Source organism: Chryseobacterium sp. OSA05B, from assembly GCF_019970065.1.
Classification (GTDB): Bacteria; Bacteroidota; Bacteroidia; order Flavobacteriales; family Weeksellaceae; genus Chryseobacterium.
In genome coordinates this window covers 1,543,663-1,560,404 of sequence record NZ_JAHXYH010000001.1, presented here as the reverse complement: position 1 = coordinate 1,560,404, position 16,742 = coordinate 1,543,663, and the positions used below count along the sequence as shown (strand labels likewise).

General features: G+C 37.5%; 10 protein-coding genes. 1 reads left to right on the top strand and 9 read right to left on the bottom strand.

What is annotated here, in order from left to right; genetic code table 11:
* Window positions 1-117 precede the first annotated feature (117 nt).
* The 3 genes from LC419_RS07030 to tsf form a co-directional block, all read right to left on the bottom strand.
* Window positions 118-2,979, bottom strand: a complete 2,862-nt coding sequence (locus tag LC419_RS07030; protein WP_223606676.1) for a T9SS type B sorting domain-containing protein — start codon at window positions 2,977-2,979, stop codon at window positions 118-120.
* Between the two features lie 77 nt (window positions 2,980-3,056).
* Window positions 3,057-6,407 carry a T9SS type B sorting domain-containing protein gene (locus tag LC419_RS07025; protein ID WP_223606675.1) on the bottom strand — a complete coding sequence of 1,117 codons (3,351 nt, stop codon included), beginning with the start codon at window positions 6,405-6,407 and terminating at the stop codon, window positions 3,057-3,059.
* Between the two features lie 192 nt (window positions 6,408-6,599).
* On the bottom strand, window positions 6,600-7,427 hold the full coding sequence (gene tsf / locus LC419_RS07020; protein WP_223606674.1) for a translation elongation factor Ts: 828 nt from the start codon (window positions 7,425-7,427) through the stop codon (window positions 6,600-6,602).
* Window positions 7,428-7,570: 143 nt separating this feature from the next.
* On the opposite strand from tsf, the gene LC419_RS07015 reads away from it, so the two are divergent.
* Window positions 7,571-8,311, top strand: coding sequence for a DUF6759 domain-containing protein (locus LC419_RS07015; RefSeq protein WP_223606673.1), 741 nt, complete (start codon window positions 7,571-7,573; stop codon window positions 8,309-8,311).
* A gap of 67 nt (window positions 8,312-8,378) precedes the next feature.
* On the opposite strand, the gene LC419_RS07010 is transcribed toward LC419_RS07015, so the two are convergent.
* The 6 genes from LC419_RS07010 to LC419_RS06985 form a co-directional block, all read right to left on the bottom strand.
* A complete protein-coding gene (locus LC419_RS07010) occupies window positions 8,379-9,335 on the bottom strand; it encodes an acetyl-CoA carboxylase carboxyltransferase subunit alpha (protein ID WP_034723213.1) in 957 nt (318 codons plus the stop codon).
* 48 nt (window positions 9,336-9,383) lie between these two features.
* The gene (gltX, locus tag LC419_RS07005) at window positions 9,384-11,108 is read right to left on the bottom strand and encodes a glutamate--tRNA ligase (RefSeq protein WP_223606672.1); all 1,725 of its coding nucleotides are present in this window, start codon (window positions 11,106-11,108) and stop codon (window positions 9,384-9,386) included.
* Window positions 11,109-11,328: 220 nt separating this feature from the next.
* On the bottom strand, window positions 11,329-12,237 hold the full coding sequence (locus tag LC419_RS07000; protein WP_223606671.1) for a glycosyltransferase: 909 nt from the start codon (window positions 12,235-12,237) through the stop codon (window positions 11,329-11,331).
* An 85-nt stretch (window positions 12,238-12,322) separates the two neighbouring features.
* Window positions 12,323-13,510: a hypothetical protein gene (locus tag LC419_RS06995; protein WP_223606670.1), complete on the bottom strand. Its 1,188-nt coding sequence runs from the start codon at window positions 13,508-13,510 to the stop codon at window positions 12,323-12,325.
* Between the two features lie 257 nt (window positions 13,511-13,767).
* Window positions 13,768-15,708, bottom strand: coding sequence for a hypothetical protein (locus tag LC419_RS06990; RefSeq protein WP_223606669.1), 1,941 nt, complete (start codon window positions 15,706-15,708; stop codon window positions 13,768-13,770).
* A gap of 2 nt (window positions 15,709-15,710) precedes the next feature.
* Complete coding sequence (locus LC419_RS06985; protein WP_223606668.1) at window positions 15,711-16,481, bottom strand: choice-of-anchor J domain-containing protein; 771 nt, start codon at window positions 16,479-16,481, stop codon at window positions 15,711-15,713.
* Window positions 16,482-16,742: the final 261 nt, after the last annotated feature.

Here is a 16,742-nt window from a genome sequence, read left to right as displayed (position 1 = left end):
CGCAAAAATAGGAGAATATTTAATGTGGAATTATAAAATATTTAAAAAATATTGATTTTGGGTCAAAAAAAAACCGCGATACTAAATCGCGGTTATCTATTTTACTAAAATGAAGACTTATTCAATGTTTTTAACTAAAATCCATCCTGTGTAATGAATCGGAGTTTTGTCTTTATTAGATTCATTCCAGTTGATATGATACCAGTAGGTTCCGGTTAAAAGTTTTTTGTCATAATGTTTCCCGTCCCACTTGTAATTATTGAATTTGTTTCCGGTGAATATCATGTTTCCGTATCTGTCATAAATTACAAAAGTCAGATTTTCTTTGTAAGCCAGCTCGCTATAGTCGATAAAGTCATTTTTAGTATCGCCGTTAGGAGTAATTGCATTGATAAGATTAGGAATAGTTACTTCCACTGCTGTAGGATCACAATTGTAAGTGTCTTTTACATAGAATGTATGCTGACCTCTTGTAAGTCCTGTAAATACGTTAGAATCCTGCCAGTTTGTCGGAGTATCGACAGCGTATTTGTAAGGGGCTTTTCCTCCGTTTACAATGACTGTTGCTGTTGTATTTGAAATTTCAATCTTAGTGATTACCGGATCTTCAGCTTTTCTTACTCTTACTACCTGCTTCAGTAAACATCCGTTCTTACCAAGGATTACAGAATATTCTCCTACCCCTACATTCTGAATAGAAGATGTAGTAGCTCCCGTGCTCCACAGATAAGAATCATATCCAGGTCCTGCATCCAGATTCGTTTTGCTGTCTACACAGATAAACTGATCCACAAGAATTGGTGATTTTTTAATTGGAAGAGCAATCAGTTCAATTTTTGCATTCGCTGTACATCCTTCGCTTGTTGTTACTTTTACATAGACGAATCCTCCTGCAGACGGATAATTATCCGGAGTAGTGATTTCGTTGGTCCCTGCATTAAGATCTGCCAGTGTAGGGTAATATTTTTTTACCACTAAAGTAAAATCTGTAACGCTAGCTTTAGTAAGATCAAAATAAGCATATGGATCCACATCATACTGACATGCCTTGATAGATGCATCTCTCACTACGAAAGGTACTACAGTAAGATTTAATGTGATCTGCTCACAATCGATAAACTCAGCAGCATTACCACAGAATTTATAAACAATCTGATCTGCACCATAATAGTTGGTTGTAGGAGTATAAGTAATCGTTCCGTTAGGATTCACTACCGCTGTACCGTGTGCCGGTGGTGTAATGATCACCAGTGTTCCCGGTACTACCGTTTGTGTTGAAGAAGTAAATGCAGCCGTAATTACTTTAGTAGAACATGCATTGAGTGTCTGAGTTGTAAGTTTCAGACAAGTAAATACTTTATAAATTGGTGTTGTAACCGGCGGACATGTACCCATGGTTACTTTTACCGTATAGTTTCCTGAAGTTGTTGGTGAAAATGTATTGGCAGTCGCTCCCGGAATAGCGGTTCCATTAACGAACCACTGATAGGTTTCATAACCGTCATCAACTTCCAGCACAATACCCGGAGCACATTCACCTGTTTTCTTTGCAATTACCGGAATGGAAGAGAAACCTGCAAAATATCCACCGTATCCTACAGCTCCACTTCCTGCAGAAATACCTGCCGTAACAGCTTTTGAGGAAACAACTGTAACGTTTCCTGTCACATTGGGAACAGAATAGGATACCCATGCTGCAGTTCCTTGTACGGGGAAAGGTCCCTGTACCGTTGCTGGAGGTGCTCCATTTACGGTAACGTTAACCACTGCTCCGGTTTCAGTAAGAATATTTAGTTTGATGGTTTTTGTGCCACTGGAAAAAGTTTCAGGAAGCTCGCTGATCAATCCTATTTCGTCGATCTTTCTTGGAAGGAAACAGTTCAAAGGCGGGATATAGTTGAATCCTTCTGTCGCCGTACTGTTGGGAAGACCAGCCAGAAGCTGATACACATATGCATTTTTAGACGTTTTGATGTGCATATTAAAGTGAGAACTTCCCTGATCAATATATGGGAATACGTACGTGCTGTTCGGTCCTTCACCTACTCTCATCCATTGCCCTTCATTCAGGGTTTGGATAGGAGTGGTAGATCCGTTAAGATACACTTCTGTATTATTTTCAGTTGCGATAATCAATGCATCTTCGTCTCCGTCATTGTTGTCTCCATTACCTTTTACAAGAACGAATTCATTTCCTAATCTGTCTGTAGGAACGGACTGGTCCATTACAATATCAGACCCTGCAGACCCTGCAGAAGGAGGAAGGGCAAACTGTCCGTTAAAGTTACCGTTTGTAACTGATACCGGTTTATTGGCTTCTATTTTAGCGCCAATAAAACCTGTGGCATTGGTTCCGGTATTGTCCCTGCCCTCAATGATATAAGCTTGCCCTTTATTAAGGGTAAATGTCATAGTTGGAGTCGTAGTTCCCGTACTGCCGTTTGTAAACTGCAGTCCCGGGCTGTATCCTGAAACGGTAACTGTTGTATTGTCTTCAGTAGCTAAAACTCCGGCCGTAAAATTCGTATAGGTGATAGACTGACCGGTCATTGGGGTAGAAGCGGCATAGAATTTTTTTCCAATTCCCGCTTTTCCTTTGGAGGTTAATATTTCCCCGTGACTGCTAACACTAAATCTGAAATTTACGTAGTATGGTTTTGTTCCTTTAGTGTAAATTCCTTTACCAATAGGGGTAAACATGTCAGCTGGTGTCGATGTGATCATCGTAGCTGTTGTAATGTCATACGTTTTAGGGTCTCCCTTCATGATCGTCACTGTTCCAAGCAGTACGCCATTACTGTATATCTCTACAGGAAACGGTGTCACTGAATCTGTAGAAAAATATAAGGCCTGTTTGGGACTTGATAACGCAGCCGGTTTTGCTGCCATAGGAGCAAACCAGTGTTCCGTATCCCTTTGTGCAAAGAGAGTATTAACTGATAAAAGAAGTAATACTAAACTGAGTAGAAATCTTTTCATGTGTGTGGAATTAGGATTTCTACAAATTTAAAATAATATTTGAAATAGTATTAAATAAATATGACAAAAGTTAAAAATTAATCACGATTTTTAATTAAAAGCCATCCGGAATACGAAACTGGCAATTTTGTATCAGGCTCTGTCCAGGTGATCACATACCAGTAAGTTCCTGTAGGGAGATTTCTTCCGTTGACCTTTCCATCCCAGATATAATTCTTGTCGGATGATTTGTAAATCGGCGCTCCATAGCGGTCAGCCACTTCAATACTTACATTCTGCTTGATTCTTAAATCTGAATAATTAAGAACGTCATTAAGCCCGTCGCCGTTTGGTGTAATGGCATTCACAAGATTCAATACCAGGAATTCTTTAGTCACAGGAAGGCATCCGTCTGATCCCAAAACAAATACTTTGTGTATTCCTCTTGAAAGACCCATGAAAACATTCGAGGTCTGATAATTCAATCCATCAAGAGAATATTGATAAGGAGGAGTTCCGCCTGTTGCATAAACCGTGGCATTGGAACCGGATACATCCACTCTCGTAATCGTAGGTGCCTGTGCGGTTGTTACGCTTACACTCTGACGGTATACACATCCGTTAAAGCCTAAATCTACATAATAGTTTCCTGCACCCACTGTGATACTTTGCGTTGTAGCTCCGTTGCTCCACAGATAGGAAGAGAATCCCGGTCCTGCATCCAATACTACTTTTTCATCTGAACAGACAACCTGGTTTTGAAGTCTGGTAGATTTTTTAGGCGTTTTTAAAGTCAGTTTCAGGATTCCTGTATTGGGACATCCTGTACTGCTCTGGAATCTTACATAATACGTATGAACCGAAGTTATATTCTGAGTTGGTGAAATGGTATTGATTCCCGCCTGAGCATCAGCCTGTGAAGTATAGAATGAAAGGATTACCATTGGATCCGTGGTAAATAAATTTTTATAATCGTTAAGATTGGCTGATTCGGAACCACCCAGATCATTATCGCAGACATCCGCAGAAACTGAATTCGTAATCAGTGTGATTTTAGCTCCGATCTTAAAATTGATCTGTCCAAAAACGGGAGGACAGTCACCGGTATTGGCTGCGACCCTTACATAAACCGTTGTATTGGCGGTATAAGTCCAGTTAGTCAGAAGATTATTGTTGTTTCCTGCTGTAGCATCCGCCTGAACAAGATAGTATTTCACAGTGAAATTAGCAGAATTGGTAACGATTTGTGGGGTTACCGTAGCAAAATTCACGTTTATAATTCCGTCGAAATCATCATCACAGAAGCTTGCATTAAAATTGCCGGTGTTCACATTTGGTGAAGGATTCAGCGATAAGGTGACCTGTGCAGGTTTGGAACATCCGAATGAAGAAGTCACGTTAGCATAGATTGTTCCGGCAGGTCCTGAGTAAGTAGCAGGGCTGGCAATTTGTCCCGTTAAATTAGCATTGGTATAAAACGTTGCCGTTGTACCTGTATCCGGACTTAAAACAGCAGTCGTGAGATCAAAAGTTCCGTTTCCGTTGTTATTAGCGCAGGAAGACAAAGCCGCATTCTGAGTCTGAAGAACATCAATATTCACCACTACTTTGAAATACTCAAAATCTGCGGGGTTTCCGTTTCCGTCAATATAATAAATGAAAGAATCTGTAGCATCTGCCGTAAGTCCTGGGTTGGGTGTGTAATTGATCTGTCCTGTCATAGCATTCACTGTGGCGGTACCATTGGTTGGCTGGGCAATAATGCTCGTATGGGAAGGAACGATGGCCTGCGCCGATGTGGTAAAAACTGGCGTGATCACTTTTGTATTACATGATCCTATATTATAAGTGGTTGTAGATATCGGTGGGCATAATGTATATTCGTATTCGGAAGTCATTCTTGATTCACAGTTGTTTTTGGTGATAAAACAAGTATAAGTTCCCGCTCCGTATAATTCAGGATTAATAAAATAAGAAGTGGCTCCTGGAATTAAAACACCATTGAAATACCATTGGTACGCATCATAGCTGTTGTCCACTTCAAGACGTATTCCTGCATAGCAGTCCCCTGTTTTTGTAATGGCCGGGACTGAAGAGAATCCCGCGAAATATCCTCCATATCCTACAGCACCGCTTCCTGCAGCAATTCCTGCCGTGACAGGTTTTGTGGAATTGATGGTAACATTTCCGGAAACATTCATTACGGAATAAGTGACCCATCCAGGATTTCCGGTTACCGGATAAGGACCTGTGGCCGCAGCAACAGGATTGCCGTTCAGCGTTACAGCCGCACCTGCCTGCGTGATGATATTAAGTTTTGTATCGTAATAAGTTCCTCCAATTCTATTAATAAAACCTATTTCATTGATCTCTTTAGGTAAGAAGCAGCTTAACGGCGGGATGAAATTCATACCTCCGGTCTGATATACCGTACTTCCGGAAGCTCCGGCCAGAAGCTGATAGACGTAGACGTTTTTGCTCGCGGAAATATTCATATTGTAATGTCCGTTACCCTGATTGAGATAGCTGGTGCCTTCAATCATGTAATATCCTCCTGCATTAAGATTAACGCCCGGTACAGGGTTTCCGTTTACGATAAGAGTAGTGTTGTTTTCTGTAGCAATGATCATTGCTTTTTCCATCCCTACACTCGCAGGACCGTTTCCTTTTACCATCACAAAATCTTTCCCCAATCTATCCACAGGAACTGCCTGATCCATCAGAATATCCACGTTGCTGTTGTTCTGGGTGGTATAAAGACCGTTGAAGTTTCCGTTCGTTACAGATACAGGCTTATTAGCAACAAGTTTTGCTCCTAATAGTCCTTTTCTGTTACTGGCTCCCCCCATATCACTTATGACATCAATGACATAGGATTTTCCTTTATTAATAGTAAATGTTCTGGTTGGCATTATACTGCCATCAGAGAAAACAACATCAGAATTATATCCGGATAAAGTTACTGTGGTGTTATCTTCCGTAGCTGTGACTCCCAGAGTGGAGTTTACATAATCTTTTGGGGAGGTAGTAGGTGCTGTTCCTATGAAAAAAGTTTTTCCGATACCTGCCAATCCTTTCGAAGTAATGATTTCTGCCTGGCTGGGAACTGAAAACCTGAAGTTGGCAAAGAATTTTTTATTGCCTTTTACATGCAGCCCCATTGAGTTCTGAGTGAATAAGTTATTGGGAGTGGAAGCAATCATATAATTGCTGGGAACGGTCAACTGTACAGGATTTCCTTTACTCACCTGTACGGTAGAAAATACTACGTTATTATTGGAAACCTGTACGGAGAACGGGACCGTTTCATTGGTTGACAGATATAAATAACATTGGGGTGTTCCCTGAAGAGAGCTGGCAGACATGGGAGCAAACCAGTGCTCGGTATCCAACTGCGCATTAACGATTAAACAAAGAAAAGTACAAATAGCTAGTAGAAATTTTTTCATGCTTTATTATAAGGGGCAGCAAATTTAAACATTAATAATCTATTTATAGCTTAAAATATTTCACAAATAGACACTTACGGTTAAGTTGTTGAATATTTAAGATTAGCTTCATATTAGGTTAACAACGGCGCATGATTCCATAAAAAATCCCGGTGAATATTCACCGGGATCCGTATTTTTCTTTGAAAGAGATTAAGCTAAGCTAATTCTTACAAATCCTGTTACTTTAAGGTCTGCGTTTACAGATTTTACATAGTCAGCAACAGAGATACTTCCGTCTTTAATGAAAGACTGGTGTACCAATGTGTTGTCTTTGTAGAATTTCTGCATCTTACCTTTAAGGATGTTGTCGATAATGTTTTCAGGCTTACCTTCTTTTATAAGAAGTTCTCTTTCGATCTCTAATTCTTTGTCGATTGTCTCCTGAGAAACTCTTGTTTCATCCAAAGCGATAGGGTTCATTGCAGCAACCTGCATAGAAACAGATTTAGCAGCTTCGTCAGCTCCGTCTACTTTTGCAGAAAGGGCAGTGATAGCAGCAATTTTGTTTCCAGCGTGGATATAAGCTCCAAGGAACGGTCCTTCGATTCTTTCGAATGCACCGATCTCGATTTTCTCACCGATAACTCCTGTTTGCTCGATTAGTTTTTCAGCAACAGTAAGTCCGTGGAAATCTGTAGCTAAAAGTTCTTCTTTGGTAGCAGCGAAGATAGCCATTTCCGCTAATTCGTAAGCAAGCTCGATGAAAGCCTCATTTTTTGCAACGAAGTCAGTCTCGCAGTTTAGAGAGATTACAACACCTAAAGTGTTATCCTCGTTTACTCTAGCGATTACCGCACCTTCAGAAGATTCTCTGTCAGCTCTGTTTGCAGCTACTTTCTGTCCTTTTTTTCTAAGGATATCTACTGCTTTTTCGAAGTCTCCTTCTGCTTCAACTAGAGCTTTCTTGCAGTCCATCATACCTGCACCTGTTTGGTTTCTTAATTTCGCTACGTCTGCAGCAACTGGTGTATAAGACATAATATCTATTATTTTTTATTTAAGATTAGTATTAATTTTTAGCTTAATTTTAGAGCAGGGCAAAGATAATGATTTTAATGATAAACTAAAAAATGACTTTTCACGTTATTGATATATTTAATACTATTTTAAAGACTTGATTAATGAAAAAAATCTTTCTATTGATATTTCTCTGCATTTTTGCATTAGGTTTTTCCCAAAAAAAGAAAAAATCGAAATCCAAAGCTGTGGTAGAAAAAGAAACAGTGATCATCTATACAGAACAGGATGCGGAAGCTTCAAAAGAGGCGAGAGTGATCGCCGGTTTCCTGAAACAAAACCCGGGACATGCCAAATCAGATTACTTTAAAAGAAAACTGATCGAAATGATCATGGCAGATAATTCTCCTGAAGCTAAACCTACGATTAAACCAATCAGCAAGGAGAAAATTGAAAAAATCGTTAAGAATAACGAACTGAACAACGGAAAAACAATGGCAGCCAATACAGCCACCCCTACAACTACAACTAGTACGGCTACAAAACCCGAAAGAATGGTCAACTACGCTTCTGTAGGATCTGCGAAGAGTACCGGAAAAATGAGTAGCAAAGCGGAACCCAGTGAGGAAAACAAAAGAACAGCTGCCATGCTTACCCATCTTTTTAATAATGACATCAGTAAAAATGATGCTTACATCAATATCAAAAACAGATCGAGCTGTAATCTGATTGTAAAAATAAGTGGCAAAAAATATTATAATCTGACTGTTCCTGCCAGAGGAGAGAATTTCATCCTGATCGATAAGGGGGAATACGTACTGACGACCATGGTGTGTGATGCTAAGTACTCTTCTCTGAAAAAGATCGATAAAGATATTGAGATTGCCCTGAATGTAGCTGAATAATACCCATAAGAAGAAAACTATAAACAAAAACGGTTAAGAAATATATTTCTTAACCGTTTTTAATTTTTTATCCTTTAAATTGTCCCATCGCAATGAATTTCTCCTGCCTTTGGGTTTCAAGTTCCTGTCCTGAGAATTTTGAAAAAGCTTTGATATTCTGTAAAATTGAATTTTTCAGATTCAGATAAGCTGTTTCCGGATCATACTGAGCACCTCCAAGTGGTTCTTCAATAATACCGTCAATGAATTTTTCTCTTAAAGCATCTTTCGGGGTTAGGTTCAATGCATTGGCTGCATCTTCCTTGTGATCCCAGTTTCTCCATAAGATAGAAGAACAGCTTTCAGGAGCAATTACAGTATACCATGTATTTTCTAGCATGTATACTTTGTTCCCTACGCCTATTCCCAAAGCTCCACCACTTGCTCCTTCACCAATGATATAAGTGAAAATAGGAGTTTTAAGCTGAACCATTTCAAAAATGTTTCTGGCGATCGCTTCACCCTGTCCTCTTTCCTCAGCTTCCAGTCCAGGATAAGCTCCAGGTGTGTCTACTAAAGTGACTACAGGAATATTGAATTTCTCAGCAAGCTTCATCAGTCGCAAAGCTTTTCTGTATCCTTCCGGATTCGGCATTCCGAATCTTCTGTACTGTCTTTCTTTGGTTGTTCTCCCTTTCTGGGTTCCGATGATCATTACTCTCTGACCGTCCAATGTCGCCAAACCGCCGATCATTGCAGGGTCATCTGCGAAATTTCTGTCTCCGTGAAGTTCCAGAAAACTTCCTTTATCTACCATTCCGTTGATATAGTCGATTGTATAAGGACGATCCGGATGGCGGGATAGTTGTACTCTCTGCCAAGGCGTGAGGTTTTGGTAGATTTCTTTTTTCTTTTCCAAAATCTTATCCTCAATCTGGCTGCATGCTAATTTTACATCAACACCACTTTCTTCTCCTACTAAAGAACAAGTCTGAAGTTGATCCATTAGATCTTTTATAGGAAGTTCGAAACTTAAATATTCCATTTCTTGAAGTAAATTAAATCTTTCAAATTTATGAAAAATTATGAAAAACTATTTAAAATTATTGATAGCATTGTTTATTCGGGAGATACTTTCCTCTTTTCCAATAAGTTCCATGATATCCGGAACGTCCGGGCCTTTCAGTTCTCCAACTAAGGCTAAACGGAGTGGCATCATCACTTTTCCCATCCCCAGGCCTTTGTTTTCCGCGAAATCGTGAATAGCCTGCTTGATGTTTTCTGAGGTATATTCAATGGTACCAAGGTTTTCCGCGAATTCTCCTAAAATGGCAGACGTCTCTTCATTCCATGCCTTTTTCGATGCTTTCTCATCATAAGAAGCAGGCGCCTCGAAGAAAAATTTTCCGTTTTCGTAGATATCATTCGGGAAGGTAGCTCTTTCTTTCATCAAACCGATGATCTTTAGGAGCTTTTCATCTTCCATGTTTATATTTAAATCTGAGCTTTTTAAAATCTGAAGCAATTCTTCGTCAGATTTTAATTGGATATACTGGTGATTGAACCATTCTGATTTTTCTTTGCTGAACCTTGCGCCGGCCTTATGAACTTTATTTAAATCAAATTCTTTTGCCATTTCATCAAGAGATAAAACTTCTTTATCGTCGGCAGGAGACCAGCCCAATAAAGAAACCATATTGATGAATGCTTCTGGAAGATACCCGCTTTCTCTGTACCCTTTAGATACATTTCCTGTTTTAGGATCTGTGAAGTTTAATGGAAATACAGGGAATCCGAATTTATCACCATCTCTTTTGCTTAATTTTCCGGAAAGTCCTTTCTTTAAAAATTGTTTTACAGAAGCGGTTAATGAATTGTCTTTTTCATTCTCACCTAACATAGATTTGAATCTTGGGCTTTTTACCTCAGAAAAGAAAGATTTAATAAGTGCTGCAGATTCTTCAAAAGAAAACTCATTGTTTTTGGCTACAAATTCTTCCGTGAAAGATTTTGTAATACTATCAATATTCTCTTTATTGATTAACGTTGAAACGTCAGGTTTTAAAATCAGTGAAAGGTGGGCAAACTGAGGCGCTTCCCAACCCATTGCTTCGTACAGTAGAGTATGTAAACCTAAAGAAGGCAGCCATTCTTCACCACGGATCACGTGAGAAATTTCCATTTCGTGGTCATCGATGATGTTGGCGAAATGATAAGTAGGCATTCCATCGTTCTTCACCAAAACTTTATCGTCCAAAGTATTGGTGTTTACTGAAGAATGTCCACGGATAATGTCTTCAAGATTTAAAGTTCTGTCAATTGGCATTTTGAATCGTACCACATAAGGGGTCTTCTCATCCAGTAATTTCTGAACTTCTTCTTCAGAAAGGGCAAGACTGTTTCTCAGTCGGTTTCTGGTTTTGTTGTCATAAGAGAAAACATCTCCTTTCGCTTCGAACTCTGCACGAACGGCATCAAGCTCTTCAGGGGTATCAAAAGCGATGTAGGCGTAGTCTGTTTTCAGGATCTGCTCTGTATATCTGTCGTAGATATCTCTTCTTTCAGACTGTCTGTAAGGCGCAAATTTTCCTCCTTTCTTGGGACTTTCATCAGGAATGATGCCGCACCATTCTAAAGCTTCCTCGATGTACTCTTCAGCTCCTTCTACATATCTTGCTGTATCTGTATCTTCTATTCGAAGGACAAATTCACCACCTTTGTTTTTAGCAAAAAGATAATCATATAATGCGGTTCTTACGCCTCCCAAATGCAAAGGTCCGGTAGGACTTGGAGCAAAACGAACTCTTACTTTCTCCATTTCAATTAAAATTTTGGAGCAAATTTACTTAAAATTACCTGAGTTCGGGTTATGAAAATTAGGATAATAGGGCTGGAAGCTTTAAACGGAAGGCTTGAAGCTATTATTGAACGATAATTTTTAACAGTAACCCTAAAATTTAATGATATGAGTTTCAAGAATGAATAAAAATCTGATTTGGGCTTGAATAACTTCCTGCTTCAGACTTCCATCTCTTCATCTATTTTTTAAGCATCAAAAGTTTAAAGAACAAGACCGGGTTTTTATATTTAACCTTATACTTTTCTTTTTTCCATTCTGTTCGCAGTTTTTCTTTTTCAGATTCTGAATGCGTTTCCGATAAAAGGATCTCGTACTTGAAATGGATGAGCTTAAGTCTGTATTTTTTATAAAGCTCCTGATCAGCTTTGATATAATCGATGTATTTATGGGACACTTTCTCATAAGAATCTTTCATCAGCTTCCAGTTTCTTGAAAGACTGGTGGAAAGAATTCTGTAGTAGAAGAGTTTTTTGTCTATAAATCCAATTTTATATCCTTTAGAAGTCAGTCTCAGATTCATGTCCCAGTCTTCCGTATTGATGCTTTCATCAAATGGATATTTTATAAGCAGTTCTGTTTTTACGAACGTTCCTACATTGGAAGTTTTGTTTTCGGAAACATTTTCATGGAAAAAATTGTGGAGACTGTCTATGACCTGTTTTTTCTCTTTCGGCGTGTAGGCATCTGTTGTGGTATCTTCAGACTGATAGTATTTATATCCGTCCGAAAGGATAAAGTCTACCGGATTTTCCTGAATGTAAGCTACCTTCTCTGCCAGACTGTCTTCCGTATACCAGTCATCTCCGGAAAGCAGGGAAACATATTCTCCCGAAGCCTCGGAAACGGCGATATTGATATTTTTTGCCACACCAAAACTTTCGGTATTCCTGATCATTTTATAATGCTGCCCAAATTGGGAAAGCACGCGTTCTGCGTTTTCAAAGGTCTTATCCTTCGAAGCGTTATCCAGCAGAATAATTTCATAATTGGGATAAGTCTGCGAAATGGCAGACATGCATGCCTGTTCGATGAACTTTTCATGGTTCATGGTGATGATGATGAGGCTTACTAGTGGTGGGGTATTCATTGTTTATTAATTTCCTGTGGAAAGCATTTTTAATTGTTGTAAATAAACGAGAATAATAAGTCTGATGAATTCGGGAGTTATTATCCTACTGTAACCATTTTAGTTTTGAGTTTCTTAAATAAAAGAACAGGATTAAATTACAGACTGCAAAATAAACTAAAAAAATAATACTTTTATTAACTTCCTGATATTCTAAATTCGTGATAAAAAAACCTTCACCGATTTTGTTATTATCATGAAATTCAAGAATTGTAAATATAAATTTATAAGGGAGAGAGATAATTAATATTATTAAGTAAAGAAAAACGTTCTTTCTCTTGTCATTATTGATCAGTTCATCAAAAAGAAAAGGAAGTGCTACGCAGAATATTCTGGTAATATCAGATCCGGAAACTGAAAGAAGTGCAATAAGAAAAATGAAAAATAAGGTTTGTTCTGAAAATTTTCTCTTTATAAATAAGAATAAAGAAAATACGATGAAAAAGCAGGCAACAAGCTTAACTGTATTTGTAATAGTACCATAAAACTGGATGAAAAAATATTTAATGATAGCCAGTCCATTACTATCGCTGTCAAAACCAAATATCTTTGAACCTAATTTTAGATACATCCAAAAAAGAAGTAGAACAGGAATCGTGTAAAGGAGATATTTAAGTTTTCTTCTCATTAAAAATCGGGTTCCTAAATAAATACAGCAGATGGGAACAGTACTTTCTTTGAAAGGCATGAAGAATATACTGGCCAATATCACATATAGTGGCTTTTCATAAAAAAAAATCATTATAGCAATAAACAGAAACTGAACTCCATCCACAGAAAACGGATAGAAAAGAGTAAGTCTAAATGGCATTTGTGGAGTTACTATTATCGAAAAAATAAAAACTAATGCGATGGTTAAGTTTTTTTTACTCCACTTATAGCATAAGATAACGAGCCCTAAGAAAAATGCAATAAGATTGATTAATTTAAAACTAAAAACAGAATCAAAAGGTAATTTTGAGGTCAGTTGTGGAACTCCTATTCTTTTATTAAACGGATCTGCATTGCTGTACAATTCATAATATGTATTATTATACTCATTACTTTTGTAAACTTCATTTTCTTTATTCGAGAATGTTTGATGTGCTGCATTATAATAGACTCCATCCCATCCAAACCCATTTTCTTTTTTTATCTGTTTCTGATTGAGAAATCCATAAATAATATATGCAATTATAAAAAATAGTATACAACCGTTAATATAGTGAATCCCCTTATCTTTATTCGTCGTCATAGAATTATTACTATTATCGTGATTTTTTCATGTTTTGTTAATAAAAACATTTCATTTTACTTCAGTATTTCTACCTGGTTTGAAATATTTTCTAAAGTAAATGAAAAAATATGATTGATCCTTTGAAACCGGATTGTATATTGAATAATTGCTCAGGTTCTCTGGCGAAAATTTTATAATTTGATGGGTAATATTCATGAAAGATTTCGGGGTCTCATAAAAATAACAGCCTTTTAGGCTTTGATCTTTTCTGGCTATTACTGCATCATGGTGTATATTTTTGCTAATATAAGGTCTTCCACATTATCTACAGGGACCCCGCTTTGCCCGTAAATAAAAAAACTTTCATATCCCTCATAGTTAGGAACAGCTTTTTTGATGTGCCACTTTACGGGAAGATAACTGGATACATCATTGGAATATCCCAATACCGTTAATTTCATAGGATTAAAATGGCTGTATAAATCAATTGCATATTGAGAAACGGCTTCCCGGCTCAGGGCGATAATATTCCAGTCACCAATTTTTAAAATTTGAATATAAACCATTGCTGATTTAGCAAGTGTGCCGGACGTATACTGATGAATAATTTTATTGGCCCATCTTACGTTTCTTTCGGAGGTTTGGTCGTATTTTCCTGTGTTGGCTTTTTTTATACTTACCGCCTTATTGAAGGTGAAATTATTGAGAGGTACGGCAATTGAGTCGAATTTAACAGTAATTTCCCCGGTCACATCTGATGAAGATAAAGAAAATAAATTACTGAAATCCTGAGTCAGTTTAGTAGCCGTTTGATCCGGAGTATCTGTTTTGTAAGGATTAATATCACCTGCACATCCCTGCATCAGCTGTACATTGTTAATATTCTTTAATATACCGAGTTTATCTCTTGTAGCGCCTACATAATTTGATGAAATAGTAACAAAATCACGTGCCTGACTATGCCACACAGGGTGGGTACTTGCACTCATAATCACACCGTTCAAAGCATTTGTATTGCTCTGTTTTGCCATCACCATAGTAATATTGTTATCTAGGTCTTTAGAAATGTCTGCTCTGTTGTATCCTATATTGGTTTTGCCTTTTACAAAGCTTAAATTACTTTCTGTTTTATTGTTAATTGCATTTTGGGTAGCCACTAAAACAGAATTTTTTACGATATCAAGATATTTGGGATCAGGATTGTGGTAAAAATCCTGCATGCAGGAATAGTTTTGAGCTACCGGTGCATAGTGGGTATGGGAACAGTTAATTAAAATTGTATTTTCATCGATATTAAATGCATTTTTTATTTCAGACTTTATCTTACGTGAAAAAGAATAATTTATACCACATAAATCCAGCGTAATAATGAGTGCTTTTTTCGAATTTTTTTCAAAATAAGATGCATATGCATAGATTGGTGCTTGGCTATGCTGAGCATAGTAGAGTTTGTTCTTGTTGGAAGTTGCGTATAATTTATTGTTGGTATAGGTAATATTGGATAAATAGGTACCGTAAGTAGTGCGGTTAGGAGTTCCTATTTTTGACCAGCTTTCGTTAAATGATGAAGTACTTCTTGTCCATAAATCATTGTCATATTTAGATAAAGCAATCAAGTTCGTTCCATCATTGGTTAATGAACGTACAGAATTGGCTTTTCCTATATTTTTCCAGGGCACATTAAATGGGCTTGTATCTCTTACCCAAAGCGTATTGTTTTTCTTGGTTCCGTACAGTTTATCATTGAGAAAAGTAAGCCCGGTGACTTCATAGGCAAATCCAATATTAGTCCATGGACTGTCATTTTCATCTGCTTTTTTGGTCCACAGCTTATTGTATTTATCTGTGCCGTACAGCTTGCCGTTTCCATAGGCCAATGCGGTTACATAATAAGCAGTTCCTATCGAAACCCAATTGGGTGTACTGGCGTTGATATCAGCCTGCCAAAGCTGGTTGTCACTTGTCGCCATATAGAATTTTGTATCAGAAGAACACATGGCTACAGCATTTTGCGCTATGCCTGTTTCCTGAAAGCTGATGCTGAATCTTCCCTGTTTGGGATCACCGAAGCCTGCAAGGGGAGATGATAATATAGTAGCATTTGGATTGATAGATTCTTTTGAAAATCCCACTAAATAGTTTTGTCCAAAGGTGAAATTCTGAAGTAAAAACAGGGTAATAAAGCCTGCAAAGATCTGTACTTTAGTTCTGGACATCGTTAATTCTCTTTTACAATTTTCTGTTCAAAAACTTCTTTATTTTCATAGGTTCCTTTCAGGAGGTATATTCCAGCCGGCAGATCGGAGATGTTAATGGAGTTAATATCCGAGTAGGTTTTTAAAAGCCTGTTATCCATACTGAATACCTGGAGAGATGTAACGGTTTTTTCTGTATTAAGTTCTCCTGAAGTTGGGTTAGGGTAAAATAATGGTTTGCTATCTTCAGATACCGGTTTTCCTTTAACCGATACATTATCTATAAACCAGTTATTGCCATCATCATCTTTCTTTACAAATGCAATATAGATTTTCTTCTTGTCAAATTTCGAAATGTTGATTCTTTTCAGACTGAAATTTTTGCCGAATGATGCATCGGTATAAGAAGCGACAGTTTGAAACTGATCACGATCGAGTTGTGAATCTGTGGATATTTTGATTTCGTATTTTGTGGAATTGCCAACAAATGAGTTGTGTTGCAAAAATGTGAGAAAATTTCCCTCATAACCGGTTAAATCTATTTTGGGACTAATCAGCCAGTCTTCATTGAGTTCACCTGAATTCTCATATCTTACAAAGAAGCATTTTTCAGATCCATCTTTATTCAGACTCTCTAACTGCCAGTTATTAAAATCATCCCCAGCGTCATTTGTCCCTCTTAAAACAGCCCATTCTTCCGGAGCTTTTGAAAGGTCATGATTATTAAAATTATCAGAAAACTGCCCGTAAAAAAAGGAGCTGAATAATAAAAGACCTGTAAAAATCACTTTCATGCGTGTGTTTTTTTTAGATAACAGACTGATTTATAAACAAAAACAAGTCAAAAATGACCTTGTTTAGAGATCTCTTTTTGACCCGGGAAATTTACATTATTTTTGAATACAACGGGAAAACAAATTAAGATTAATTCAAATAAAAGGATATATTTATTTTCCCTTCAAATAATTGATGTCTAAACTAATACGTTTGAATTTATTTAAATCTGCTTTCTGTTTTAACAGGTTTACTAAAGGTGAGTTATTTGTCAGGTAACA

Coding starts and splice junctions, on each gene's coding strand:
- LC419_RS06995 (WP_223606670.1), bottom strand. CDS start 13,510: ATGACGACGAATAAAGATAAGGGGATTCACTATATTAACGGTTGTATA.
- LC419_RS07000 (WP_223606671.1), bottom strand. CDS start 12,237: ATGAATACCCCACCACTAGTAAGCCTCATCATCATCACCATGAACCAT.
- gltX (WP_223606672.1), bottom strand. CDS start 11,108: ATGGAGAAAGTAAGAGTTCGTTTTGCTCCAAGTCCTACCGGACCTTTG.
- LC419_RS06990 (WP_223606669.1), bottom strand. CDS start 15,708: ATGTCCAGAACTAAAGTACAGATCTTTGCAGGCTTTATTACCCTGTTT.
- LC419_RS07010 (WP_034723213.1), bottom strand. CDS start 9,335: ATGGAATATTTAAGTTTCGAACTTCCTATAAAAGATCTAATGGATCAA.
- LC419_RS07030 (WP_223606676.1), bottom strand. CDS start 2,979: ATGAAAAGATTTCTACTCAGTTTAGTATTACTTCTTTTATCAGTTAAT.
- LC419_RS06985 (WP_223606668.1), bottom strand. CDS start 16,481: ATGAAAGTGATTTTTACAGGTCTTTTATTATTCAGCTCCTTTTTTTAC.
- tsf (WP_223606674.1), bottom strand. CDS start 7,427: ATGTCTTATACACCAGTTGCTGCAGACGTAGCGAAATTAAGAAACCAA.
- LC419_RS07025 (WP_223606675.1), bottom strand. CDS start 6,407: ATGAAAAAATTTCTACTAGCTATTTGTACTTTTCTTTGTTTAATCGTT.
- LC419_RS07015 (WP_223606673.1), top strand. CDS start 7,571: ATGAAAAAAATCTTTCTATTGATATTTCTCTGCATTTTTGCATTAGGT.